The sequence below is a fragment of the Chitinophaga costaii genome, assembly GCF_900094705.1.
Classification (GTDB): domain Bacteria; phylum Bacteroidota; class Bacteroidia; order Chitinophagales; family Chitinophagaceae; genus Chitinophaga; species Chitinophaga costaii.
On the sequence record NZ_FMAR01000002.1, the window covers coordinates 305,729 to 332,301 of the forward strand.

A 26,573-nucleotide genomic window follows, 5' to 3' on the forward strand; every position below is an offset into this window, starting at 1 on the left:
GTTTATTCGATTTTTGACACGGTAACCGCGCCGATGGTATCTGTTTGTGCAATCGTCAGCAATAACCCGAAATAGTCGGTCTTGTCCAAGTGGTTAAGCTGGCAAACGACCTGTTTGTTTGACCCTTCCGGCAGCATGTTGTAGAAGAATGGGAATAGGTAACTAGAATGGTATGGTGAGGCGATCTTCGGCAATGTAAGGCTGATCGACGGCTTACTGCTGTCTTCTACCCACGATGCGTTATACTGGAATGTGAATGTACCGTCATCATGTTGTGTTAGTACGCCGGCTTCTTGACCTTTGAAAAGAATCTTGGCTGCTCTCATCAGTTAATCCCCTTGTTTTTAATGATGACCGTTACTTCAAGTCCCAGTGCGTCACCGAGCTTTTGGAGTGTTTGCAAGGTAGGATTGCCCTTGCCGCTTTCAAATTGTTTCAAGGTTCTCAACGCTACGCCGGAAAGTTGGGCGAGCGTCTCCTGCGTCACATTTAGAGATTCTCTTCTGGCTTTCACGATGTTAAATATTTCCCTAGAGTGCATTATAATACCTTTTTCAGAGTAAATTTAAGCATTCTGGTATAAAATCTTAGTAAAAAGTGCAGCAAAACGCACTTTTTTATTAAAATATGTGTGGAGTGCTTCCAAATACTACTAAAAGGGCATCATAATGCCCTTTTAAGACTTTTTACCCCTTAACTGTAGCTAATAGCCATTTGTCCACCAGGCCATTCAGTCGCCAAAACAGCCTCCATGAAGAAGATTGAATTGCTGAAAGAGCGGACTATACAGGATTATCGTTCTACCTACAATGATATACGAGACTGGTTAAGGCGTGAGAAAAATGGGGCAGCATCTGAAGAATCTACAATAGATTGGGATGATCAGGCTTTGAAGTGGACTTACTCAAATCGCAAGAGATAAACCTTGATTATATTCTCGAATTAATTTTTGAGCACAACAAAAAGACAAAAGACAAAGCCTCTTTAATTGAAGAAATACGCAGGATTATTATTTATAATGTTTTTTACTGCCCAGCAGGGGGAGCAAGCGAAAGTCTTTTTCCTTAAAGGCTTTCGCTTTTTTCTCGTTTGACGTTTGTTAGCAATTTTTTATAAACCGTAATGCAAAGTGTAACGCAAAAAATTGTTTATGTCAAAAATTAGAAAAGAAACTAAGCTACTCTTACATTCATGCTACAGGACCGAAATCGAAGCACCCTCTCTAACTGGAACATCCGAAAAGTTTCGAGAAAGCAAGGTTGGTACATTAGTTAAAGATTCCATGACCCGTCTAAAAGAAATAAGTACCCTGAAGCGAAACTAGTTCGCTTTGCGGGCATGAATTGTTTTAAAAACAAGAAGACCGCCAGGCACGCATCAATAGGCTGATCAACGAGAAAGTGCATCTCCTTGATGTGCGAGGTAGTCAGAAAGACTCGGGCTGATTTAAAATCAGTTTTGAACTATTTCTTAGCTGTAGTAAAAAAGCATGGATTTGATGAGCTACAGATTTTCAAAAATTACGTCCAGAGCAATTCCTGCGATTCTGGATCAAACGGGATTATACAAAGGCGCTAAATGGACCAACAGTAATTATAACCATTACAAAAATATCTTGAAATTGCTTTAACAGCATTAAAACCGCATTGCCGGAAGAAAGGGCAAAGCGTTAAGTAATATTATTTACAAAGCCTCTTATACACAACAGAGGCTTTGTAATTTCATCGGAGATAAGTTAGGCTCTAATTGCCGTCAAGAAACACATGTTTTACTGCTTCAAGATAGCCAAATCCATATTTCATATTGGGTTCAAGTGCACTTCCTTCCGCCCATTCATTCCAGGCGTTTATTGTAATCAGTCTGGGTTGACCAGGATGTTGATCTACATATTCCTTTGCTTTTTCAAGGTAAGTCTGGAAGTATTCGGGCCTGTTGTTGACAATCAAGCCTTGTTTTGTAGTCGGGAAGCGTGGATTACTATCCCAGCCTATAGAAACGTGGGGGAAGTATGGAATTTTAAATGACTTGTCCCATATTGCCCAGTTGGATATGGATTTTTCGGCCCATGGAATGTAGTCTCCCTCTGGGGCTACCAGGTGCACCCATTGGTAATTCGTCATACTTGCAAATCCAAAGTATTCCAGCGTTTCATCCTGCGTCTGAATCCGGTCTCCTGGCACACCTTGTAAGGTGGAAGGAATATTGCCCCAGAGGGTAGCTTGGAGGTGTAATCCCGGGAAGCCGGCTTCAATGGTTTTTTTCCGGAAGTAGTCGATTGCTTCTTTTGCTTTTTCTGGGCCGCCAATTCCTTTGATGAATGTGGAAAGTTCGTAGATGTTAAAAACGGGTGCTCCGTTGATCTTATAATAGTTTGGTTTTTTAAAGTAGTCTTTAATGATGTGTGCTATCATTACCTCGAATGTAGGGCGGTCTACGCCTCCATACCAGTACACTTTACTTTTGTCGGGATTGGAAGGGTCTAGGTAGGAGGTGTGGTCATGATTGGCCCACATTAGGTAGAATTTCATGTCGTTTGAGTTCTTTGCTTTTAGGAAACCTTTGTTCAGGGCATCTTCCAGATATGGCTTATTGTCGTACCAGTACCAGTCAAAGATCATTACATTTACCCCATACTTTGTTGCGGTTGCTATCTTTTTAGCCATTACCTCCGGCTTGGATTCATCTTCATAACCCCATAGTGGAACTTTGGGCACTTCATGACCTTCAAATTTGGGTTTAGCTTTGTAAATGGCTTCCCATTCACCTTTTCCATCGGGGAAAACGTGTATATCTTTAAAGCGCGGATCGTTGTGATAAGCTGGCCAGTAATAGGCGGCTACGTCGTACTTGTTTTTAGTATTAGTCTGTTGCTGTGCTGTTGCAAAAAAAGAAACTAAAACAATCGGTATCACTGTTAGGTAAACGAATACTGTTGATTTTATCATCTGTATATATTTTTCAGCTTAATAAACGGGTATTTAATTAATATCCTGGGTTTTCCAGTAGTTTCGGGTTATTGCTGGTTCTTTGAAGGGTGAGGGGCAAGTAATAGTTTTCCTGCCTGAATTGTGGAATATTGGAACTGCCATCTACGTTATTGATGATCTGTATTTGGTATTTTCCCGTGGTGGCGTCCAGGATATAACGGATACCAGACCAGCGTACAGACAAATCGTTAACTGCGGTACGCCATCTCCTTACGTCCCAGTAGCGCTGACCTTCAAAGGCGAGTTCCACTTTTCGCTCATGATGAATTTTATCCCGTGTTATATCCGTTAATGGAGCAATTCCGGCCCTGTCTCTTATCTGATTTATTGAATGGAGGGCATCGTCTTTGTTGCCCAACTCAAAAGCTGCTTCGGCATTATTTAACAGTATTTCAGCATATCTGAAAATCAACCAATCCTGTTGGGAGGTAGCCCATCCACTGTTAGATCCGGCCATGTTGTCGTGGCTTTCATCTAAATATTTTAAAATACCGATGCCGGTTCCCTGGTAATCCTGGTTGCCTGTAGCAGCAATGCCATTATATGCACCATCTGTTTTGATTGTTCCGTCAGGCAATCGGATGCCAGCATGGAAGTCGAGGGTTCCACCTTTCCAGCTTGTATTCTGTGTGTAAAAGGTGGCATAAAAGCGGGGATCTTTATTGGCCCACAATTCGTCTGTTGTAAGTAGTTTACTTTGAATAGCGGCACGATCCAGTGTGCCCGGTGTTCCGTCAACATGCTCAAAAGACTCGGCAAATTCAAGATAGGCCTGCTCATATAATCCGCGGCCCCATGCCTGGGGTCTGGGACAATTGAAAAAGTCAACCCCCCATCCGTTTCCGCCGGTAGCCTGGTTTACGTTGTCGTGGCGTTTGGCAAAAATCACTTCGCTATTGTTTTTAACTAGAAAGATGTTCCTGAAATTAGTTACTTTATCAGCATCTCCAGTATAAAGACTGTATTTATTGCTTTTAATAATAGCTTGGGAGGCATTGTAAGATGCCTGGTAATAGGAGTTAGCCAGCGACGCAGGTATACCTACTACTCCATTCAATTGAACGTTGCCAAATTGCGCTATACTTGCAGCATACAATGCAGCCCGGCTTTTCAAGGCAAGCGCTGCATATTTCGATGGTCTTCCTATATTGTCACCATTTACTACTTCCGGCAAATCATCTGCAATCGCATCAATTTCGGAAAGGATAAAGTCATAAACATGTTGCTCTGTTTCTCTCGCGGGGAAAAGTGTGGAGTCGGGATCGTTGGCGTTCTGAACCTTGGTGATCAGTGGAATACCTCCATATCTTTTTACCATGGAAAAGTAACAGAATGCTCTTAGGAACCGCGCTTCTGCTAATTTTGATTTTACCTCATCTTCCGGAAGTGGAGAAGTGGGTAATTTTTCAAGGAACTGGTTAATCTCGCGTACGGTATTATACCCCCACCAATCCAGCAGCCCTCCGTTAATATTTAAATTGCCGTATTTGAAAGAAAACGCATTACTGGGGTTCCAATCTCTAAACTGAGGAAAGCTTTCGTCGGAAACGTCGTTGATATCAAAGGCATGCCAGCCTCCGTCGCCATCAGTAGGGCCACTTGCGTTACAATCATTTCCAAACACCGGGATATCGTAATAAATCTGGGTAAGGTATGCGTTGATCAATGCAGGATCTTTAAAGACATCCGCATCTGAAATGATATCGAGTGGTTTTTTATTTAGCACTTGTTTATTACAGGAAAAACCTAGACTAATTAGAAATATCAGTGGAATAATTTTTTTCATCTTCTTAAATTTACAGTGTAAGATTTAACCCTATTGAAACCGTTCTTTGTTGTGGATAATAATAGGTTGCCTGTCCTGATGGTGCTTCAGGGTCGATGTCATATTTTTTAAGCGGGTTAATGGTTAATAGATTGGTGCCGGCCACATACACTCTTAATTGGCGAATACCGGCTCTGATAAGCAGTTGCTTGGGCAGGGTATATCCCAAGGCCAATGCTTTCAGACGCATATAGCTGGTCTTTTTATAGTAGATATCAGAAAAGAAGCTATTTGAAGATGCGCCGGAAATTCGCGGCGTGGCATAAGCGGAATTGTTTTGTTCCGTCCACATGTTTTTGTAGAAAGCCTCTGAGTAATTAAGGCCATTATGATACAAATACACGGTACTGTAATAGTTAAAAGCTCCTTGCAGCAGGCATTGCATATCGAAACCTTTATACCTAAGGTCCACGGTAGCTCCCGTCATCCAGTTGGGTACAGTACCAGTACCAACCTGCTGTTGGTCTTTATAATCTAATTTGCCATCTCCATTGCGATCAATATACTTAACATCTCCTGGACGTAATGCCGCGTTACCACCAGGATAAGTAAATTTCAAATCATCAATTTCCTTCTGGCTGGTAAAGAGCCCATCAGATAGATATCCAAAAGCCCGGTCTACCCATTTTCCTGAATTCTTTGATATTCTTTCCTGATCGGGATCCGTATAAACCGGTTCTTCGTAATGATCCCACCGTGCCCGAGACCAGGAAATGTTGGCTGAAACCTGATAGCTTAGCTCGCCAATATGGCCATTGGTTCCCAAAACAAATTCAAAACCCCGGTTATTCTGGCTATTTAAATTTTCAGAAGGGAGGGCGGCTCCGAAGGTGTTGGGAAGGGTTTGGATCCTGGTGGCAGGAATTCCGGATAAGGTGCGATAAAAGACTTCGGCAGTTCCAAAAAGTTTCCTGTTGAATAAAGAGAAATCAACAGCGGCATTGTAAATATTTACTTTCTCCCAGGTAAGATTTGGGTTGGCCAGACCTGTAGATACGATGCCCGCCTGGGTACCATTCCCTATGAGCCATTGTCCGCCAAACTGGTAGCCTGTGAGGTATTGAAAACTACCTACATCGTCAATACCCGAAGCGCCATAGGACAGCTTGAGTTTGAGTTCATCCACAATATTCAGGTTTTTAATAAATTCTTCCTGCTCCATTCTCCATCCCAGTAAGAAACTCGGGAAGTATCCCCACCGCTTGTTTGCGTCGAATTTTGCAGATGCATCTGCCCGCAAAGAGGATTCAAAAAGATATTTTTCTTTATAAGCGTAATTCAATCGTCCCACATAGCTGGCACGCCCCATTTGCGATGCTGAACTATTTGCCACGCTTGTGGAAACCAAACCGGCGTACAATTCTTCAACAACAGGGGTTAAAAATTTCTCCCTTCCTGCTATTATATAAGTGTAGTTGTTATCTATGGCCTCGTAAAGGGCAAGTGCGGTAATATGATGGTCTTTGTTGAAAACGTGTTCGTAATTTAAGGAGAGCTGGCCGGTTATATTGCGGGTCTGTGACTCTTGGTAAGTTAGTTTTGCCTGTGAGCCAAGCGACCCGGCGAGGGTGTAGGCCTGTGTGGAATAATCATAGGTGTAAAAGCTATATGGTTTTGAGAAGTTCTTGTCGGTAACGTAAGTTTTATCATAGTTAATAAAAGCTTTGGCACTTAGTCCACTAATAGCCGGTATTTGGTAGTTAATTATAAAGGTTCCCTTCATATTCTGGGAGTTTGACCTGTCGTATCCGGCTATGTTCTCGTTTGATACCAGTGCGATACTACCCACCCCTTGACCGTTTGCGTAAGAATATTTGGTAGGATCCGGTAATTTTTCGGGATAAATAGGTAACGAGTTCCACAGATCCTGCCATAGCGTATTCCCTCCCACACCCTGACCACGTACTGGCTGCGAATTTGTTTCACTTACGGCGGAAAGGAGCAATTGAATGGACAGGTTTTGATTGATCTGTGCATCTAAATTAGACTGTAGATTGTACCTGTTATAACCGCCACCATGATTTTTCCACATGGGCAATTGATTGAGATAGCCGAAAAACCCAAAATATTTGAGCTGGCTGGTACCACCCTGAACGGACAAATTTTGTTGCGTTTCCGGGGCCCAGGTTCGTGTAGCAACTTTTTGCCAATCGGTGTTTGGATAGGCGGGGTCAGTTCCAGCATAGTATTTCTGTACCTGCTCCTTTGTATAAGGCTCCGGTTTTCCCTGGTTGGCATAGAACAAGTTGGTTATTTCTGCATACTGACCCGAATTGACCGGCTTCGACATCAATGTATTGCTTTGGAGGGTATAGGAAGAATTAGCCGTAATGCTGGGTTTCCCTTCCTTACCGCGTTTAGTTGTTACCAATATAACGCCGTTTCCTGCGCGGGCGCCATATATAGAGGCCGCCCCGTCTTTAAGAATACTTAACGACTCTATCTGGTTGGGATCAATATTATTAAAGTTGGATTCAACTCCATCCACGATCCAAATTGCCTGCCCAAAGCCGCGGATATTGATAGATGCCTGATCTGCGCCCGGTTGGCCGGTTGATTGCTTTGATACTAATCCGGGTAACCTTCCTGCTAACGAATTGATCGTGCTGGCAACAGGGGCCTGGGTTAACGCTTCTCCTTTAACGGAAGCTACTGAACCAATCAACGTTGCTTTTTTTTGTGTGCCGTATCCTACCACTACTACATCGTTTAATGTTCCTACCAAGGGTGTCAACATTACATTAATAGTGGTTTGGCCCGCAACCGGTACCTCTTTCGGGCTATAACCTACAAAGCTAAAAATAAGCACTGCATCATCCTGTAATCCCGAAAGGTGATATTTCCCGTCGGGCGCTGTTACGGTGCCCTGTTTTGTTCCTTTTACCGCAACGCTAACACCGGGTAGGGCCTGTCCTTTTTCATCGGTTACCAGTCCCGTTACAGTTATGGCTTCAGCATTAGGTGGTTTGGTATTCTCCGCTTTTCCCGTAATAATTACGTTGTTTTCTTTTATCACGTAAGTAAATGGCTGGTCTGTAAAGCATTTAGCGAGCACTTGTTGCAAGGGCATATTTACTACGTGAAGGGTAACAGGGGTACTCTTATTTAGTAACTGTTCCGCAAAGAGAAAATGATAGCCGCTTTGTCTGCTGATGTCGTCCAGCAATTGATCAAAAGGTGCGTTCTTTACATTTAAGGTAACGCTTTGCCCGTAAGATGCCGCGGCAACCTGCAGCAAGGAGCTCATGAAAACGATAAGTGTCAGCTTCATTTTTAAAAAGGCATAACGTCTGGTGGAGAGGAAACCCCTCCAACCAATAAGTGGAATTTTTCTATACATCTGGTTGAGTTTAGGGCATTAGATGGTATGGGACATTTCTATAGTGCTCGTCCCTCCAAATCGTGGCCGTTTGGGCGGTCCTGATTTTTTAAGTATTGAATTTATTTACAGGTAACTATAATTTTCCTTCCCTCTATTTTAAATGATGCTATTCCTGTCAGGGCTAAATAATCTAATAAATTGGCGATGTTTTCCGTTCGGGATATAGAGCCACCAAGTACCTTGTCGTTTAAGTTTCCCCTATACGCTACTTCTACGTTGTACCACCTGGCTACTTTGTTCATGGCGGTACGGATATTTTCTTTCCTAAAAGAAAAATACCCGTTTTTCCAGGCAATAGCATCTTCCATATTTACCGTTTGGAAGCTGATATCATTGCTTGTTTTACTGGCAATTGCCTGTTGACCTGGGGTTAAAATTTTGTGCGTTTTATTGGCTATTAAGGATACAGCACCTTCCAATAACGTGGTTTGCACGGACGGTTCGTCGTTATAAGCCATTATATTAAAACGCGTACCCAGCACCTGTATGCTGGTGTTTTCCGCAGTCACCGTAAAAGGAGTTTTTGCGTTTTTTAAAATCTCAAAGTATGCTTCGCCAGTTAATTCTACATGTCTTTCCGCCCCCTTAAAGCTGCTGGGATATTTTAAGGAGGAAGCTGCGTTTAACCATACTTTACTTCCATCGGGTAAATTGACCGTGAATTGACCTCCCGGTGGAGTGGTAATGGTGTTGTAGGCTGGCGGGGTGTCGTTGTTATCTTCCCGTGCCGTTTTCTGGTAAGAGATTTCACCAGCATTATTTTTGGTAATTACTGCATTGCCCTGTACTGCCAGTATACCTTTGCCTACAGTATCTAATACAATACGCTCACCATTTGCCAACGTTAAAATAGCTGCATTTTTTCCAGGTAATATGACCTGTTCTGCATCCAGATTTTTTGCAACCTGCTGGTTTTCCAATTGCGTTTTTATGTCCGGGCGGCTGTACAAATAGATACCAGCACTTGCAATAAAAATGATAGCAGCTGCGGCAATAGCGGGTAGTTTAATAAAATTCCAGAATCGTTTTACAGGTTGAAATTCATGTTTTAGTCGTAAAAACATCCGGTCCCGAACAAGGTCCGGATCGTCTGGATATGGAGCATTTTCATTACTCACTTTATGGTATAAGTCGATCAGCTCTTGCTTTTCACGGTTACTAATGGTACCGTCAATGTACTTCCGTAGCAATTTGTTAATCTTTTTCCCGGACATTTGTATTTAGCTTATAATAGACTGTGACCATGAAAAGGGTTTTACCCTACAATGGTTCCATTTTTTTACAAATTCCGGTTAAAAGATGTTAGCAGGGCGTTATAGGTTATAACGTTTAAGTAGCTCGGCTGATAAAATAAGGGCTAGTCCGCTGGTTTCAAGGTGATGTTTGATGATTTTTAAGGCCCGGGTCAGGTTTGCCTCTACTCCTTTTTCGGAGATACTCAATTTGGCAGCAATTTCATTATTTTTTAGGCCAGCATAGCGACTATATTTGAAGGTCATTTTACATTTTTCCGGCAGTGTTTCAATGATCCCGTCTATATATTCTTTTAAGAACAATGCATCTAATTTCTCTTCATCTAAACTCACTTTTTCAAATGTGAGGTTGGTTTTTGCCAGTCTTTCCCGGCGTTGTTGTTTGCGATAGTGCTTAAATACAGCAAATTTTATTTTGGTAGCCAAAAATGCGCCGACACTTAGAATGTCAAAATTATTTTTCTCTCTCAACAACGCCATGAAGACTTCATGAACGATATCTTCGGCGGTACATTTATCTTTCGTATGGTTCCAGGCAATGGACAATAAATTTTCCCAATACTTGTTGTATAATTTAGTGAATGCTGCATGGTCACCTTTCTGTAAACGAATTAAAAGTTCCTGATCAGGAATAACGTGGAAGGATGCCATAAATTGACATATTTTGTTCTTACGAATCTATTATTTTCATATTAGATAACCGTCATGTACTATCTCTGGTAAAATACATAAATGCAAAATTTATTCAAGTTGTAATGATAATAAAATAACTCATTTAGATAGTAAAAATTAATAGTTTGTAAGTCGCTTCCGCCACTCGTTTCCGAAAATCACAGGACAGCCAGTGCTATCTTACCCGGCATTTGGGCATAATTGTGTTCTTTTATGATCTCCAGCAGCAAATGTTTTAGTCCTTTATACTGAACAATAAAGAAAATCAATCGGTCCCGGATATCTAGCCTGGCGCTGTAATAGCCGGTATCCATCATCTTCCGCACATCCGCGCTCTTAAAATCGCCGGTTTGCAGTTGCTGTAAGGTCTTAGAAAATGTTTTTTCAACACGCTAGGTGTTCATGACACCTCCGCTTCTTACCCGGAAAATTTCTTCTCTATTGCCCGGTTGCTTAAGGGAATAATTTTCAATTCCCTTGAGATGAGATCCCGGAATTACCTTACCAAAGTACCCGAAGGTAAAAATAAACAGCTTTTTGGCCGCCGCTTCCAGACCTCGTTCTATTTTTTTTAGCCTTTCCCGGACGACCTTCAAACCTGTTTGGTTAGTGTCGCAAAAACTAAGCAGGCGGGTAATGGGTCATGTTATTTCCAGGTTCAGAAGTTTGAAGATTTCTTTGGTAATGATCCGGCAATTTTCTGAAAGTTCTTCGAGGGTACAATTGATCATCCTGATATTAACAGGCAGACCCTCTTTTATTTCCATTAGCTCTAAGTGAAGGATGTCTTTTTCCCCAATCACTTCACTGCCTTTCAGTGTAGCAAAAATATTATCGGCAGCCTTCTGGTCATTGCCAATACAAAAACGACCATAGGTTTCAAAATTGTCGGCTGTTTTCATGTTCAGGGTTATGTAAAATGTAGATTTCATAACAATGTATTTGTTGCAATCTTTGAATTAGATGATCTGCCCGAACGGATCAATTTACGCAAGATATTTATCCAGGCCGTGGAAAGTAATAAGGTAAGCCCTGTTACGGCCAGGGCTGTTTTAAAGAAGCTTTCTTCAATAATATCAGCCTTGTAAGCCATCGAGCAGGCCAATAGGCCCAGCTCACCTGTCTGTGAAAGCAAAGCGCCGGCATAAAGACTATCATGCCAGGAATAACGGAGTATTCGGAAAACGACGGCGGAGAGCATGCTATTGATTAGCTGGATAAGGAGGGTTATCGTTAAAATGGTTAAAATATTGGCTTTGATATAGGAGAGGTCCAGCATGAGGCCAATGGAAATAAAGAATAGGGCCACAAAGAACACTTTAAAGGGTTTCAGCACATTTCCCAGCCAATGGAAAGCGTTGGTACGCCCGATATAAATACCGGCCACAAAGCTACCTACCGGACCTGAAAACCCGATCCAGGACGCCAGCAACGCAAAGCCAATGCAGATAAAGGCTCCGGTGAATACCTGCAGATCGTGGTCTTGATCCATTTCCCTCCAAACCGGTAATTGTAACAGGTTTTGATAGCGGATAGATCTGAGCAGCAAAAAGATCAATATGCAGCCGGTAATGGATGCTAACAGGTCTGCCGGATGGAGACTGTGCTTATTACTAATGATCCTGAACAGGGTAAAAACGGGGGCGATTAGAATGTCCTGGACCAATAAAATGTTCAGGGCTATTTTGCCCATAGGCGTGTGCAGCTCATGGGTTTTCCGCAAAAATTCGCTGACGACGGCAGTGCTGTTAAAAAGCAACAAAATAGCCAGGATAAGGGTATTGCCAATCTTCCAATGTAACAGGAAGCCCGTGGCCATTGCACCTCCAAGCGCTAAAATGGTTTTGACCAATTGTGCTATAATGGGTTGAAGCAGCAAACTGCGTTTGTCTGGTACTTCTATTTCCATACCCAGGAAGAACATAAGCAACAAGACGCCGATCTCGCCCAAAGCAGCAATATTCTCCGGACCGGTAAATATTCCTGCGGCCTGCGGGCCTAATAGAAATCCGGCCAATATATAAGCGACTGGATATGGTTGGTTGAGCCGCTTTAATAAAAAGATAAGCAGCAGAATTACCATGCTCATGACGCTTATGGGCAATAACAAGTCGTGCATATACGGCAGATTAATGCTGTTTGTTGCAAGCTGCAACCATTTAAAAGCAATAAGGGCGGAATTAAAACAATCCGCCCCATTGCCTCCATCTGATGCCCGTTACGCCACTGTTATCGTACGGGATAATTTTAGAACGCTTTCCTTTTTCGGCAGTTCTACATGCAGCACGCCATCCTCATACCGGGCAGTAGCATTTGCTGCATCCACCGTGTCGTCCAGGCTAAAGCTGCGGCTAAATTCCCTGCGCTTATATTCTTCCCGGAGCCAACCCTTATTCTTGTCTTCCTCCCTGTTTTCTTCCTTATGCTGGAAGGAAATGGTCAGCAGATCGTTTTTCACGTCAAGAAGAAAATCCTGTTTCTTCAAGCCGGGCGCTATTACTTCTAGTTCATAGCTCTTATCCGTTTCACGGATGTTAACAGGAACTGAACTGGGATTCTGAAGTCCGGTAAATCCCCAGTATTCGTCTTCGAAAAAGCGGCTTAAGTTGTTTTGGAAGATTTGATCAACAACACTTCCGAAAGTAGCCGGACGACCATTGTCTTTTTTGATGATGTTTGTCATAATGTCCTCCTTTTGTTTTTAATTTCATTTTTTTCGTATCAACCAAAATGCCAATTCAGCGCGTATGAAATTTTGACATTTTTAGTCTGTATCCTATAGAGAGAGGTGTCAACTTTTCTTTGGTGGATTGAAATTTTGACGGTGTTAGCAGATATGTCCTTAGGGGCGTGGTAAACCATTATAATACCCGAGCACTTACCCAACACAGCTGTTAACTACTCATTTTCTCCCACCACTTACTCATTACCCTTCATCCGTGTCCCTGCTGTTTATTATTTTGTTTTTTCATCAATTATTTATTTGGATCATGACTCAATTTTTTACTATCCACCCCAAAATAGCATCCCTAATATTAATTTTTTGGTTGTTTGCTTTTGCTGCCTGTAAGAAAAACGGCGATAAAGGGGATACATATTCCGGAATTAAACAGCATACCATTGTGGTGGAATCTATTATAGGCACAAATGGGGATATTCTCCCTTCCCGCGCCGGCTTTATTGACTTATACGACGGCAAGGCATATAACCAAGTCGACGGGATATCAGTATCCAGTAAGATAGACCTGGCCTACAACTATCATGGCGGCGGCTGTCCTACATGCCGCTTCTTTGAAAATGTAAAAAGTATGTCGTCACGCACCTACTATGTCAAAGCCTATTCTTTTATCACTGATAGCCAGATTTTAGGAACGGATGAGGTAACGGAGACCGAGTTCGAGGCGTTGAAAACTAAGACGGACCTGGAAGCTTATTTTGCAAGATTACCGACTGCCTTTAAGTCTATTGAAGACATTGCAAGAGATAACGATGTGGCTAAAAATAAAATTTTTGCATTTGTTGAAAAGAATGGCAAAAAGGGATTTTTAAGCATATCTGATTACGTGGCCAATGTTCCTGATGGCGATCGGGCTGTGCTTACGCTGAATGTAAAAGTGGAAAATTGATGCAGTAGGGGGTGGAAGGGCTATTCCTGAATTTTCACCCCTAATCTCAATAAATCATATTCTTAAATATCCCTTTACTTGTATAACCCAACCCCAGATTTTCACATTTAAATATTGTGTATAGCACAGCAGCCCTGCAGCCGTATAGCAGCCCCTGGTATTTGAAAAAAATAAACCAATCTTTGGGGTATGATAGATGCTTCACCTGATAGTTGATAAGTTGTGGGTGGCCCGCTCTTGGATCTAGTGTGAAGAAGTATACTATTTGTCGTTTTTACGTCCATCCTTGGTCCATTGGAAGGTTTTTGCACAAGTTTAAATACGTGTTGATATATTCCATGATCTGGTCGGCCATTTGTTTGGTGGATTCCCATATTACTCCTTTAAGAACATCCTTTGATAACATGTTAAACCGTTGGCATGTAAGCTGATATACTAGTGCTTTCCCTCCACCCGTTAGATAAGATGGATAACATTAAATCGGTGGAAATGGTCATAAAAGGAGAACGCATTTATCAGCAATAAACTATTGCCAGTGGCTTTTATAAAACCATTCTCTACCTAGTACGGGCTATTTAAACCTTTGGTAATACTGTTTTTATTTTCCCCTGCTGATTGCAGTAGGGTCAGTTGCTACCTTATCGCCTGTTTACAAAAAGCATTGCATTTTTTCGGAAAAGAGCTCCTAATCATTGAAGATAGCCCGTAGATGGTGTGAAACCAGTCTACTATGTTTTATGCCTGCTTTTTGATAAGTTTGGCGCATGACCGTTATGCCAAGTGGTTTTCCGGCTATTGTAATATGGATAAGGTGTTAAAAAATAATAATTTATCTCAAGATCAGCAACTCTTTGCCCGGATTGCGGAAGGTGATGCTGTTGCCTTCCGCCATTTATTTGATAAATATTTTGAAGTATTATGCTTAAACGCCACCAGGCTACTTAAATCTGCGTATTGGAGCGAGGAAGTAACGCAGGAAGCCATGCTATATATCTGGGAAAGCAGGGCCACCTTACCGGCTATTGAGCAGCCCGCGGCCTGGATTTTCCGGGTAGTGTCTAATAAATGCCTCGACAAAATAAAACGGCAGCAACTGGAAATAAGGGCCCAGTACCTTTTAAATATTTCCCCCCATGAAGATCAGCCAGGGCAACTGGATTATGCTTTACTGCGCAAGCTGGTGGCGGAAGCGGTGGCCCACTTACCGGCGCAGCAACAGGCGGTATACAAGCTGCAACAGGAAGAAATGCTGAGCTACAAGGCTATCGCAGCGCGGCTCGGGATTAGCGCTAATACCGTCCGCAATCACCTGGTACGGGCTTTTGCAGCCATTCGTGCGCACCTGATTAGCCATGGCGAATTCCTGCCAATGCTCTTTTTTTTAATTTTTTTTTGAAACAAGTAGTCCTTCACCCTTTCTTAATCGACTTTACTGTATATGGAGAATGAAACCGAACATATCCGGCAGCTTTGCCGGCTGTATGCCAGCAATCAGGCAACTGATGCGCAGGTAAAAGAACTGTTCAGGTTCCTGGAAGATCCGGAGAACGATGCGGCAAGCCGGGAATTGGTCTTGCGCACGATGGATACTACCCTTGTTCCGGGTGAGGAGGCAGCCGTGTTGGAGGATAAAGAACAGATGTGGCAAAACATGCTCCAGGCCAGTGATAGCTTGCGGGAGCAATGGGGAAAACGAAAAAGAAGAAGGGTTATGATGTTGCCCTGGTTAGCGGCGGCTGCCGTGATCACGGGGATTATAGTTTTTATGTATGTAGATCGTCGTCCTGCACCCCGGATAGTGGCAACCCTGGATGTGCCGGCAGGTGGTAATAAAGCGATACTCACTTTGTCTGACGGATCTACGATTACCCTGGACAGTGCGGGAAATGGAACAATAGCTCGGCAAGGACCCGTAGCGATTGTTAAGTCGGCAAATGGAGCGGTTTATTATGATACAAAAGATGCAGGAGCGGCAGACCGGGTGATGATGAATAAAATAGCCACCCCGGTGGGGGGGCAATACCAGGTTTCTTTACCAGATGGTTCTAAAGTGTGGCTAAATGCGGCTTCTTCGGTCACTTACCCCGCTGCGTTTACAGACAGAGAGCGTAAAATTTCCGTTACCGGTGAAGTGTATATAGCGGTGGCCAACGATGCGGCACATCCCTTTGCCGTAGCAATCCCTGGCCATTCGGGCATAGAAGTATTGGGCACCAGCTTTAATATCAACGCTTATGGCGACGAGGGGAACACAAAAACCACGTTAATTGAGGGGCGTATAAAAATGACCGGCAGCAACGTGATACTCAAGCCGGGAGAGCAGGCCGTGGAAAGTGATAATGAGCCGTTGAGCATCCATCCCCGGGTGAATGTTGAAAAGGAGATTGCATGGAAAAATGGCATATTTTATTTTGAAGACGCCAGTTTACCACAAGTGATGAAACAATTGGAAAGATGGTATAATATAAAAGTGTTGTATAAAGGAACAATACCGGCATTGATGATCAACGGGAAAATGGACCGTAATATTAGTCTGCAGGGAGTGATGGATTTCCTAACTAAAATGGGTGTAAACTATACTTTGAAAGACCGGACCTTACTAGTAACCGGCAATTAAGTAAAAGCAAAAAACAGTAGTGTATGACCAATTGCACGCGCCCTTAAAGGCGGTGAAGGGTATGCTTTGTAATATATCAACCAAAACAAATTAATCACCAAACACTGCAAAATTATGCAGCACAACCAATTTCGTAGCAGGCGTTGTCGTTACCTGCTATTGTTCGCACTCCTGCACCTATGTGTAACAGGAGTAGCACAGGATGTTACCTATACCGGGAAAGATGTACCTATCAAAACTGTATTTAAGGAAGTAGAAAAGCAGACTGGCTACTTTGTAATGTACAATGGCCCGGTGCTGAATAACATTCCTCCGGTTTCTATTAAAGCAGACCATCTCGCCCTTCAGAAATTCCTTGATTTGTTGTTTGCTGATCTGCCGGTAGACTACGTGATCAGGAGTAAAACAATTATGTTGTTCCCGAAGCAGCAACCACCTTCTGGTGGAACGCAACCTGCACCCGTTTCCGGTATTATTACCGATAAGAACGGCCAGCCATTAAACGGGGCTACGGTGCGGGTAAAAGGTAAAAATTTATGGGTTACCACTGGGGCCAATGGTCAATTTTCTATTCCGGCAGAACAAGGCGATATCCTGCTGATCAACTGCCTTAACCAGGCGCCCACAGCAGTAAAAGTGGATGCGGTTTCCGGCATTAAGATCATGCTTCAGCCACTCATCATGAACCTGGGCGAAACCGTGGTGAATGGCATTTACAAAAGACCCGTGGAGAATTATACGGGAGAAGCCAGAACCTACACAGTAGATCAATTGCGCAGGGTGAATAATACCAATGTGATCAGTGCATTACGTTCCTTAGATGCTTCTTTCCAGGTACCTTCCGACCTGAATTTCGGATCAGATCCTAACCACCTGCCGCAGATACAGGTACGTGGGGCTAACAGTATCGCCAATACGAATCTTACCAGCCAGTATGGTTATATTAGTAATCCGCCATTGTTTGTGTTGGATGGTTTTGAAGTACCCTTGCAGAAGATTTATGACCTGGATATGAACCGGGTCAGTAAAGTTACCATCCTGAAAGACGCTGCCGCTACAGCTATCTATGGATCAAAAGCAGCCAATGGCGTGCTGGTGATAGAAACCGTGCAACCCCGGACGGGACGGCTGCGCCTGAGTTATAATAACAATCTTTCCGTTAATGCCCCAGATCTTACCAGTTATCATTTGCTGAATGCATCGCAAAAGCTGCAATTAGAACAGGTGGCTGGCATATACAACATCACTTCCAGCCTGCCGCTTTCTGCAAAGGAAAAATTAGACGAGGTATACAACAACCGCTTGGCCGAAATAAAACGCGGCGTGAATACTTACTGGTTATCGCAACCACTTAAAACTGCCTTTGGCCAGAAGCACAGCATATACCTGGACGGGGGCGATGAATACATGCGATACGGCGTGGATCTTTCTTATGCAGGTACACCCGGCGTTATGAAGGGATCTAAGAGAGATAATTTGTCTGGTGGGGTAAACCTGATGTACCATAAGGGCGCGCTACAGTTCACCAATTATTTGTCGGTTACCAGCAACAAGGCGGAGAATTCTCCTTATGGTGATTTCTCCCAGTACGCAAAGATGAACCCTTACTTTCGCCCGGTGGATTCGGTGAGTGGCAAAACTGCTAAAATTTTACAGGAAAGTAATGATCAGATCGGGATGTACGACATGGTTTACAATCCTATGTATGATGCATCGCTGAAGACAAAAAATAATTCGGATTACGTAAACATCACGGAAAACTTCCAGGCCGACTGGAATATCCTGCCGGCCTTGAAACTAAGCACCCGTTTCAGCATGTATAATCAGTCCAATACTGCCGACGTGTTCCTGCCGGCAGATGCCGTGGAATTCGTAAATACGCCAGACAGCTTGTTCTCCACCCGAGGTTATTACCAGCAAACAAATGGCCTATCATCCAGCTACCAGGGAGATGTATACTTGAACTATGGTGCTAATTTCGGTAAGCATACATTGTTCTCCACCGCAGGCTATCATATCCAGGAGGATAAGGCCAACCAAAATACCGTTATGGCGCAGGGATTTCCTAATGCAGACCTGGATAATATTCTTTTTGGCCTGCAATACCCGGTGAATGGTAAGCCTACCGGTACAGAAAGCATACAACGCCTGATCAGCTATTATGCCAACGTTAGCTACGCTTATGATTACCGCTACCTGCTAGACCTTTCCTTTCGGGAGGATGGCTCTTCTTTGTTTGGGGCGGATAAGCATTATGCACCTTTCTGGTCGGTAGGGCTAGGCTGGAATGTGAATAAAGAGCACTTCCTTCATATACCGGATATGTTCAACCGGTTGAAGCTGCGTGCGTCCTATGGGTCTACCGGTTCCCAGGATTTTCCTTCTTTTGCTGCCGCCCAAACCTACCAGTACCTGACCTCTACTCGCTACCTGGACCATATTGGCGCATCGCTCTTAAGCCTGGGAAATACTTCCCTGAAATGGCAGCAAACGAATAAGTTCAACTTGGGTACGGACATTGAAATGTTCAAAGGTCGTTTGCAGGTTACTTTCAATTATTATACAGAACGCACCAATGACCTGTTTACTACGGTAAATACCACTCCCTCCTCTGGGTTCAGCAGTTTCTTTGCCAACCTGGGTACCGTACAAAACAGGGGGCTGGAATTATATCTTACCCTATTCGCCGTAAAAAAAGTGAAGGAAAACATTTACTGGAGTTTTTACGGCAACCTGTTACATAACCAGAATAAACTGTTGCGCATATCTGACGCCTTGAAAGCGCAGAATGAGCAGGCAGTAGACCAGCAAACAAAATCCGATGATCCTGTAACCGCTCCGGTACTGCAATACAAAGAAGGACAAAGCGTAAGTACTATCTATGCCGTGCGTTCCCTGGGTATTGACCCCAGCACCGGCAACGAAGTGTTTCTTACGGCGGATGGTAAGCAAACCTACAAATGGAGTCCCCGCGACGAAGTGCCGGTAGGAGATAATCAACCAAAGGTAACTGGCAACTTTGGCTCTAACCTGATGTACAAGGGATTTAGCATAAACGTTTCGATGCGTACAGAACTCGGTGGACAGATGTATAACAGCACACTGTCCGATCGGGTGGAAAATGCCAACCCGGTATACAATGTAGATATCCGGGTGCTGACGGACCGTTGGCAAAAACCGGGGGATAATGCCCGCTATAAGGGATTGACCAACCTGAATGGTAATACGCGGACGGATATTACTAAAGCTACCTCCAGGTTCATACAGGATAATAACACCTTGTATTGCGATGCCATTACCCTGGGATATCTTTTTCCGCACCTGCTTACCGACCAGTGGAAAATGAGCCGGCTGCAATGTTTCTTTTATATCAACAATCCATTCCTGGTGTCTTCCATCCGGCAGGAAAGGGGATTAAGTTATCCATTTGCCCGCAATTATTCATTTTCTCTGCAATTGGGATTCTAACAAACAAAAAGCTTCAGTATGAAAAAGGTTCATATGTTGATAACAGGCTTATGCTTCCTGCTCGTCGCGGCAGGATGTAATAAATGGCTGGATGCACGGCCCCAGACGCTGGTGGCACCTGATAAACTATTCTCTACAGAAAATGGCTATGAAGATGCCATGTATGGTGTATATACCACTATGGCGGGGGCTGCCTTATATGGTGATCAGCTCACAATGAGCTTCCTGGATGTACTGGCCCAACAGTATAATTGCCAGGCTAACCCCAGTCATCAGTTTTACCAGGCGGCTGTGTATAATTACCAGGATGCTGGGGTGAAGGCCCGTATTGATAACGTGTGGGATTCTATGTATTACGCCATCACTAATGTGAATAACATCCTGCTGCAAATTGATGGTGACAAAGATCTCTTTCAACCCGGTAATTACCAGTTGATAAAAGGAGAAGCGATCGGGCTGAGGGCATTCATGCATTTCGACTTGCTGCGGTTATTTGGCGCCTCTTATTTAACAGATCCATCCAGGCCCGCCATTCCCTATGTAAAAACCGTTTCCGGGAAGGTTACGCCTTTGTTAACAGTTAGCCAGGTGCTAGACTCCGTTATCAGCGAGCTTACCGTAGCAGACTCCCTACTGGCGGCGTACAAAACGGTCAATAATGATTACTATGACGCCAGCAACCAGTTGCCCAACGACTGGAAGAATCACCGGCAGAATCATTTCAATTACTGGGCAGCGGAGGCTACACTGGCCAGGGCCTTTTTGTATAAAGGCGATAAAGTGCAGGCGCTGCTGCATGCCAGTAACGTTATTAACTCCGGGATGTTCACCTTCCAGACGCCGGACAGGATCACGAATTACCAGGATAGAACCTTTATTCCTGAACAAGTATTTGCCCTGAGTAAGTTTAATCTTAATAACCAGGTAAGCACTTATTTTAAAACCACCGGTGGAACCGTTAATCTGGGAGTGAATACGCAGTTGACCAATACCTACGGCAATGGTGGTGTGGTAGACCAGATATACGAAATTAATGCAGGAGGTGTGAGCGATATCCGGTATGCACGTTTATGGGAACTCAGCGGCACAGTGTATTTCTGTTCCAAGTTTTGGCAGGATGCCGGCAACCCGGTTTATATAAACGTAGTGCCGCTCATTCGACTACCGGAGATGTATTATATAGCAGCGGAATGCGCGGACCCAACCGCCGCTACCGGCTATTTGAATGCCGTGCGCCACGAGCGGGGTTTAAGCAATCTTCCGGATGAAATGAGCCAGCCGGATGTGCAGAACGAGCTATTAAAAGAATACCAGAAGGAGTATTATGCCGAAGGACAATTGTTTTATTACTATAAAAGGACCAATAGTCCGCAGATAAGATTTTCCGCCGTAGCAACTGATGATAAGATATATGTATTACCCCTGCCCGATGCAGAATTACAGTACAGAAACTAAAAATATGGTATGAAAAAAATACTAGTACTCCTTTTATTTTTAACAGCGTGCAGTAAAATCGACATTTCAACGTCTTACAAAGGACAGGAAAGTGTATATTTTATTTACAATATCAATGATGTTTATTCAGGCGGTATTGATAGCATCACCTATACTTTCGTGGATAAGGCCAGTACGGTGACCCAGGATACGGTATGGCTACCCGTACGCATTGCAGGCAATACAACCACTTACGACCGCGCTATTAAGCTGGCGGTGGTTGCAAACCAAACAACTGCCTTACCCAATACGCAATACAAGTTGCTGGATTATAACATGCCGGGAAATGCATTTGCTACCCGCCTGGGTGTGGTACTGCTGCGCGATGCGTCTTTACAGGATACCTCCGCTACCCTTACATTAGGGCTTCAGCCCAGTGCAGATTTTCCGGTATTAATGAAGGATACCCTCATGGGGGATGGAGCCTTTTATAACAGGAACCAGGTCCGTATCATCTTCAACGATCGGTTAATAAAACCTGGCAATTGGGATACCTATCTGGTTATTTTCTTTGGCACCTATAGCGAAACCAAATTGCGATTTATCGCCTCCGTATTGGGTGTTTCCACCTTTCCGTCCAGTGGACCCAATGCGTTGGGTTATCCCACTTTACAATATTATCAAAACACTGTCAGGAATGCCCTGTTGGAATACAATGCCAATCATGCGGCTTTAACGGACGAAAATGGTAATCCTGTAGTAATCCCTTAACTAAAAGAACGATGAAGCATACTATAAACTTATTGTTGTTGCTTATCCTGCTGGGTGCAGGCTGTTATAAAGACAAAGGCAATTATGATTATCATCCCATTAACGATATTGTAACCACGGTAGCAAAAGATAGTTTTCAGGTAAACCAGTTTGATACACTGCGCATATCGCCGGCTATAGCGGGTTTGGATACCAACCGGCTCAGTTTTGAGTGGAGGGTATATCCCATTACCGATCCGGGAAACTCACTGGATCCCGGTAAAATAGTGGTGATTTCGCACGACCGAAATTTGAATCAACCGATTACGCTTAAACCGCGTTCCGCCTATTACAATCTTGATTTTGTAGTGAAGGATACGGTAACTGGGGTGAACTATTTCAAATACATGTTCGTGCAGGTAGGAACGGTATTCCAAACTGGCTGGATGTTACTTGAACAAATGGATTCCAAAGCAGATATTAGTTTTATTACACCCGCCTATGCGCCTTATCATGGGGTGTATTCGGCCAGTAATCCTTCTAGTCCGCTGCCAGCAAGTGCAAGAAAGGTGATGAGTATTAGTACACAAAGTTTGCTAGGAACATTGAATATGGTGTATTTTGATGGTGGCGGCTATACCCTCGATAATACCTCCCTGCAAGTGATAGGCAATTATACAAAGCTGTTTTATGCCGCCCCGGAGTTGGTACAGCCTTATGAAATGATAAAGCCTAGTTTCTATTCCTATGGGCCTTACGCCCTTTGCGGAGGGAAGGTGTATGGCCTCAACGGACTTTTTGCTTCTAAATTATTTGGTACTGCTTTTACGCAGCCGGATAGCCAGGGATATACGTTGGCTCCTTTTGCAGCAGGAGGCAGCTCCTTCGGTGCTATTTTCTTTGACCAGGCGCACCATCGGTTTTTATACGATGGTGGCGGTACTTCTACCAGCCTGAAAGTATTTCCGCAGAATACTACCATGGCCTATAACCTAAATAACGTTCCGCTGCAAATGCTGACCATGCGGGCGGGCCTTGGACTGGCAATAGCACCCACCAACTGGTATGCTGTTTTTAAGAATGAAACGAACGACAGTTGTTTTTTATATACCCTCAATGCCAATGGTAATTTCACTACATCTCCTGTAGCGGCAGCCTGGCAGCCTATCCTGAATAGTCCGGAGGTGCAGCGTAGCCCCGATTACCTGTTTTCGAGCACTGTTAAGCAGATGTATTATGCGGCAGATAACAAGTTGTATGTCTATGACATGGCGGCAAACCAGTCGAGAATTATCTACCAGTTTGCCAGTGGTGAAAATGTAACCGCGCTAAAATTGATGAACGGCGTTATTACGCTGGCCACCTGGAATGGACAATCAGGCGGTGGTACCGTGTACTACCTGCCGGTAGCGGCTACGGGCGACATTAGCAATAATACGTACACGCAAAAGGTCACGGGTTTTGAAAAGATTGTTTCGCTTACGTATAAAGTTGGATAAAATATGAAAAGGATTATCATCATGGCGGCGCTGTTGCTGCCGGTTATTAGCAAGGCACAGTTGCAAAGCAGTATCATTCAGTTGGACGTAGATACGGCATCCGCAAGGAAGGCGTATTTATTGTATAAAATTGGTGATAAAACGGTGGTGGATTCTTCCACCTTGGTAAATGGCAAAACGGTGTTTAAGGTGGAAGTCCCTTACCCGCTTACCGGGAGCTTAAGCCTTGATGGCAGGGGTTATGGTTATAAAAATGGGCAAATGCCAGATCTGCTTACCTTTTACATTGAACAAGGTACGATCAATATTACCGCACATGAGCGCTTAGTACATGCGGTGATTACAGGGTCTAAGATGAATGATGAACTGGCCATGTATAACCGCTACGTTAAAATACCAATGGACAGCCTGGAAGTCGAAGCCTACAAATGGAATACAGGTGGAAAAAAACTGTGGCAGGACACGACTGCCCAAAAGCAATATACCAGCACCATGAGCGGTTTGATGCGGGAACTCAATGCCTTGCAACGCACGTGGATTGAGCATCATCCGGATAGTTATGTGAGTTTGATGGCCTTGCAATGGCTGGCCGGTGCAACGATCAATGTGCCAGTGGTAGCACCTTTGTATAACGGTCTTTCTGATCGCCTAAAATCTTCGGTGAGCGGAAAGGCGCTGGGAGAGCGGATTGCAGCAGCCAAAACCGTAACAGTGGGCGCCATGGCCCCGGCATTTACCTTAAACGATGTAAATGGGTTACCCGTTAAGCTCTCCGATTTTAGGGGGAAATATGTGTTGCTCGATTTTTGGGCTAGTTGGTGCGGGCCTTGCCGGGCAGAAAATCCTAATTATATAAAAGCATACCACCAGTTTAAAGATAAAAACTTCACCTTATTGGGTGTTTCCCTCGATAAAGAAGGACAAAAAGACGCCTGGATAAAAGCCATTAAAACAGACGGGCTGGAATGGGCGCAGGTATCTGATCTTAAATACTGGAAGAGTGAAGTAGCCCAACAGTATGATGTAAAGTCCATCCCACAGAACTTCCTGATAGATCCCACTGGAAAGATCATTGCAAAAAATTTGCGGGGCGGGGAATTGCAACAAAAACTGGGGGAAATTTTAACACCGGCACCATGATTAAAAAGCCACCTGGCCGGCGTATCGTTTGTTAGCGGTACGCCGTTTCTTTTAGGGTAAGGATTCATTATAGCTTTCAAGGATACACCGGGGGGCATCGCTGCTGTAAATAGCGCAGGAATACTAATAGTGCGGGCTGGATGCATTGCAACCAGATAGTGTCCATAGTACACCAGCTACCCGGTAAAAAGGACCAATTAAGAGATATGCCTTTAGGCTGCTATAAAGTTTGCCTAGCTTTCTATAAATCACTTTAAAATGTATAGGCAACTTTTAACACTAGGTATCCTGTTACTTTTTTCGGGATATGGTTTTTCGCAGCGTCACCAGGAAGCCGCATTGGTATCATCCCGCGATGAACAGGCTATCTGTAAAACGTTAAATGATTTTATGCTTTCCTGGAATAAACATGATGCCACTGCATTTGGCGTCACATTTACGGAGGATGCCGATTTCACCAACGTGCGGGGAGATACTGCACATGGCCGTGCTGCCATTGACGCATTTCATGCTACCATCTTTAAGGGACGGTTTAAAAATTCCCGGCAATCCTTGGGTGCGGTGAAAATAAGGCCGCTCACGGCTGATCTGGCCATGGTAGATGCACATTGGGACATGACGGGTGATATATCTCCTGTAACGGGCCAAGAGATTCCGCTCAGAAAAGGACTTCTCAGTTTCGTTATGAAGCGGGTGGGTACCGAATGGCTGATATTGATCATGCATAACACCGATCTCCCCTCCCATTAAATTTATGGGGCTTTTTTACTGGCAGTAGCGCTATGAATCAGGCTGCTGCTAAGGGCTTTTGTTAGCCGTATCATTAGCGGCAACAGCTGCCCTGCTGTCTGCACAACCATAATACAGGAACCATTTATTTTATGTAGCACACCTTAGATGAACATGGTTTACCACAAATGCTTTGAAGTAATTATTAAGATTAGTGTAAACCGCACCATACCGAAGGGATACATGGCCCTGGAAAAAGTTAACCCGCTTCCATATAAGTTTTATACTTCCTTTGTCTCCCTAGCCAATCAGGGTATCCATGTTTAAAAATAGGAAAGCTATCACCGCAGCCATTAGCTGTTTTTTCAACATGTCTGGTATTCGTTTTAACGGATAATCAATTGCAGCGTGGAGGAATTTTTCACGGGCTTATAAGGAACGTGGCAAATGTTACCGGCAGCGTTTCTCCTGTGCTAATGGGCTGCCTATTCCTAACAAAGCGTGGTGTAGTGTATTTTTTAAATGGTAATAATGATGTTAAAATAAGTGGAGGATACGCTATAACGATGGAAAAAGAAGCAATGTGCAACTAGCATTAAGCTGGCAGGTTTTGTTTGATATGCTTTAACGCTTTTACAATGTGCTTTTCAACGGTACTCACAGAAATACCCATAGATCGGGAAATATCTTTATGGGAAAGTTCCTGCGACCTGCTGAGCAGGAAAGCCTCCCGGCACTTTTGTGGCAGCGCTTCGATAGAGCGAGTGATGCCGGAGGTGAGTTCCTTTAGCTCTACGGCGGTCATGGTATTAAAGGTATCTTGGTGATAGGAAGCCGTATCCAGGTAATTTTTCCGGACAGATTGCGAACGGTATTCGTTCAGGATCTTAAATTTCAGCGACTTGTTTAGGTATGATTTTAATGATATATTGAAGTCAATTAAATGCCTTCTCTTGTACAAACTTATAAAAATGTCCTGCACCATGTCTTCTGCTTTATGCTGCGACGCAACTTTGCTACAGGCAAAAGTTACCAGCGTAGGCCAGTGCCGGGCATATATTTCTTCGAAGGCTTTCCGGTTGTCCTGTTTAACGAGCTTAAAGAGCAATTCATCTGATGGCTGCTGCAGAACGGTTGATGAAACGCGCATAAGAAATCAGTTGTAATTTTAGCCCCAAAGTGACGCATTCA

At 43.8% G+C, this 26,573-nt stretch carries 20 protein-coding genes and 1 pseudogene; 10 read left to right on the forward strand and 11 right to left on the reverse strand.

The genetic code is table 11. The features are described from left to right. Window positions 1–2 precede the first annotated feature (2 nt). Together GA0116948_RS04450 and GA0116948_RS04455 are read right to left on the reverse strand one after the other, a co-directional pair. Window positions 3–326 (reverse strand): HipA N-terminal domain-containing protein, encoded by a 324-nt coding sequence (locus GA0116948_RS04450; RefSeq protein WP_089709402.1) that lies wholly within the window; start codon window positions 324–326, stop codon window positions 3–5. Next, window positions 326–541, reverse strand: a complete 216-nt coding sequence (locus tag GA0116948_RS04455; protein ID WP_089709403.1) for a helix-turn-helix domain-containing protein — start codon at window positions 539–541, stop codon at window positions 326–328. The genes GA0116948_RS04450 and GA0116948_RS04455 overlap by 1 nt, the downstream gene beginning before the upstream one ends. 210 nt (window positions 542–751) lie before the next feature. Here GA0116948_RS04455 and GA0116948_RS21755 point away from each other — a divergent pair. Next, a pseudogene (locus tag GA0116948_RS21755) lies at window positions 752–1,068 on the forward strand (type I restriction endonuclease subunit R, EcoR124 family). A gap of 674 nt (window positions 1,069–1,742) precedes the next feature. Here GA0116948_RS21755 and GA0116948_RS04470 read toward each other — a convergent pair. The 8 genes from GA0116948_RS04470 to GA0116948_RS04510 form a co-directional block, all read right to left on the reverse strand. Next, entirely contained in the window at window positions 1,743–2,945 is a 1,203-nt protein-coding gene (locus GA0116948_RS04470; RefSeq protein ID WP_089709405.1) for a glycosyltransferase WbsX family protein, read from the reverse strand. Window positions 2,946–2,982: 37 nt separating this feature from the next. Continuing rightward, complete coding sequence (locus GA0116948_RS04475) at window positions 2,983–4,773, reverse strand: RagB/SusD family nutrient uptake outer membrane protein (RefSeq protein WP_089709406.1); 1,791 nt, start codon at window positions 4,771–4,773, stop codon at window positions 2,983–2,985. 10 nt (window positions 4,774–4,783) lie between these two features. Further along, window positions 4,784–8,152: a TonB-dependent receptor gene (locus tag GA0116948_RS04480; RefSeq protein ID WP_089709407.1), complete on the reverse strand. Its 3,369-nt coding sequence runs from the start codon at window positions 8,150–8,152 to the stop codon at window positions 4,784–4,786. A 101-nt stretch (window positions 8,153–8,253) separates the two neighbouring features. Then, window positions 8,254–9,408: a FecR family protein gene (locus GA0116948_RS04485; protein WP_089709408.1), complete on the reverse strand. Its 1,155-nt coding sequence runs from the start codon at window positions 9,406–9,408 to the stop codon at window positions 8,254–8,256. Between the two features lie 99 nt (window positions 9,409–9,507). Next, complete coding sequence (locus GA0116948_RS04490) at window positions 9,508–10,098, reverse strand: RNA polymerase sigma factor (protein ID WP_089709409.1); 591 nt, start codon at window positions 10,096–10,098, stop codon at window positions 9,508–9,510. Window positions 10,099–10,760: 662 nt separating this feature from the next. Next, the gene (locus tag GA0116948_RS04500) at window positions 10,761–11,051 is read right to left on the reverse strand and encodes a hypothetical protein (protein ID WP_089709411.1); all 291 of its coding nucleotides are present in this window, start codon (window positions 11,049–11,051) and stop codon (window positions 10,761–10,763) included. Beyond that, entirely contained in the window at window positions 11,048–12,238 is a 1,191-nt protein-coding gene (locus GA0116948_RS04505) for a cation:proton antiporter (RefSeq protein ID WP_205686091.1), read from the reverse strand. The genes GA0116948_RS04500 and GA0116948_RS04505 overlap by 4 nt, the downstream gene beginning before the upstream one ends. Before the next feature lie 99 nt (window positions 12,239–12,337). Then, window positions 12,338–12,802: an Hsp20/alpha crystallin family protein gene (locus tag GA0116948_RS04510; RefSeq protein ID WP_089709412.1), complete on the reverse strand. Its 465-nt coding sequence runs from the start codon at window positions 12,800–12,802 to the stop codon at window positions 12,338–12,340. Between the two features lie 256 nt (window positions 12,803–13,058). On the opposite strand from GA0116948_RS04510, the gene GA0116948_RS04515 reads away from it, so the two are divergent. The 9 genes from GA0116948_RS04515 to GA0116948_RS04555 all read left to right on the forward strand — a co-directional run bounded on the left by GA0116948_RS04515 (window position 13,059) and on the right by GA0116948_RS04555 (window position 25,403). Next, entirely contained in the window at window positions 13,059–13,745 is a 687-nt protein-coding gene (locus GA0116948_RS04515) for a hypothetical protein (protein WP_089709413.1), read from the forward strand. Window positions 13,746–14,556: 811 nt separating this feature from the next. Continuing rightward, window positions 14,557–15,141, forward strand: a complete 585-nt coding sequence (locus tag GA0116948_RS04520) for an RNA polymerase sigma-70 factor (protein WP_165798403.1) — start codon at window positions 14,557–14,559, stop codon at window positions 15,139–15,141. A gap of 42 nt (window positions 15,142–15,183) precedes the next feature. Beyond that, window positions 15,184–16,362, forward strand: coding sequence for a FecR family protein (locus GA0116948_RS04525; protein ID WP_089709415.1), 1,179 nt, complete (start codon window positions 15,184–15,186; stop codon window positions 16,360–16,362). Window positions 16,363–16,476: 114 nt separating this feature from the next. Beyond that, on the forward strand, window positions 16,477–19,830 hold the full coding sequence (locus GA0116948_RS04530) for a SusC/RagA family TonB-linked outer membrane protein (protein ID WP_089709416.1): 3,354 nt from the start codon (window positions 16,477–16,479) through the stop codon (window positions 19,828–19,830). An 18-nt stretch (window positions 19,831–19,848) separates the two neighbouring features. Further along, window positions 19,849–21,285, forward strand: a complete 1,437-nt coding sequence (locus tag GA0116948_RS04535) for a RagB/SusD family nutrient uptake outer membrane protein (protein ID WP_089709417.1) — start codon at window positions 19,849–19,851, stop codon at window positions 21,283–21,285. Window positions 21,286–21,294: 9 nt separating this feature from the next. Further along, complete coding sequence (locus GA0116948_RS04540) at window positions 21,295–22,035, forward strand: DUF4843 domain-containing protein (protein ID WP_089709418.1); 741 nt, start codon at window positions 21,295–21,297, stop codon at window positions 22,033–22,035. A gap of 11 nt (window positions 22,036–22,046) precedes the next feature. After that, complete coding sequence (locus tag GA0116948_RS04545; protein ID WP_089709419.1) at window positions 22,047–23,513, forward strand: PKD-like family lipoprotein; 1,467 nt, start codon at window positions 22,047–22,049, stop codon at window positions 23,511–23,513. 3 nt (window positions 23,514–23,516) lie between these two features. Next, complete coding sequence (locus tag GA0116948_RS04550) at window positions 23,517–24,653, forward strand: TlpA disulfide reductase family protein (protein ID WP_089709420.1); 1,137 nt, start codon at window positions 23,517–23,519, stop codon at window positions 24,651–24,653. 258 nt (window positions 24,654–24,911) lie between these two features. After that, window positions 24,912–25,403 carry an SgcJ/EcaC family oxidoreductase gene (locus GA0116948_RS04555; protein WP_089709421.1) on the forward strand — a complete coding sequence of 164 codons (492 nt, stop codon included), beginning with the start codon at window positions 24,912–24,914 and terminating at the stop codon, window positions 25,401–25,403. A gap of 574 nt (window positions 25,404–25,977) precedes the next feature. On the opposite strand, the gene GA0116948_RS04565 is transcribed toward GA0116948_RS04555, so the two are convergent. After that, entirely contained in the window at window positions 25,978–26,532 is a 555-nt protein-coding gene (locus tag GA0116948_RS04565) for an RNA polymerase sigma factor (RefSeq protein ID WP_089709423.1), read from the reverse strand. Window positions 26,533–26,573 lie beyond the last annotated feature (41 nt).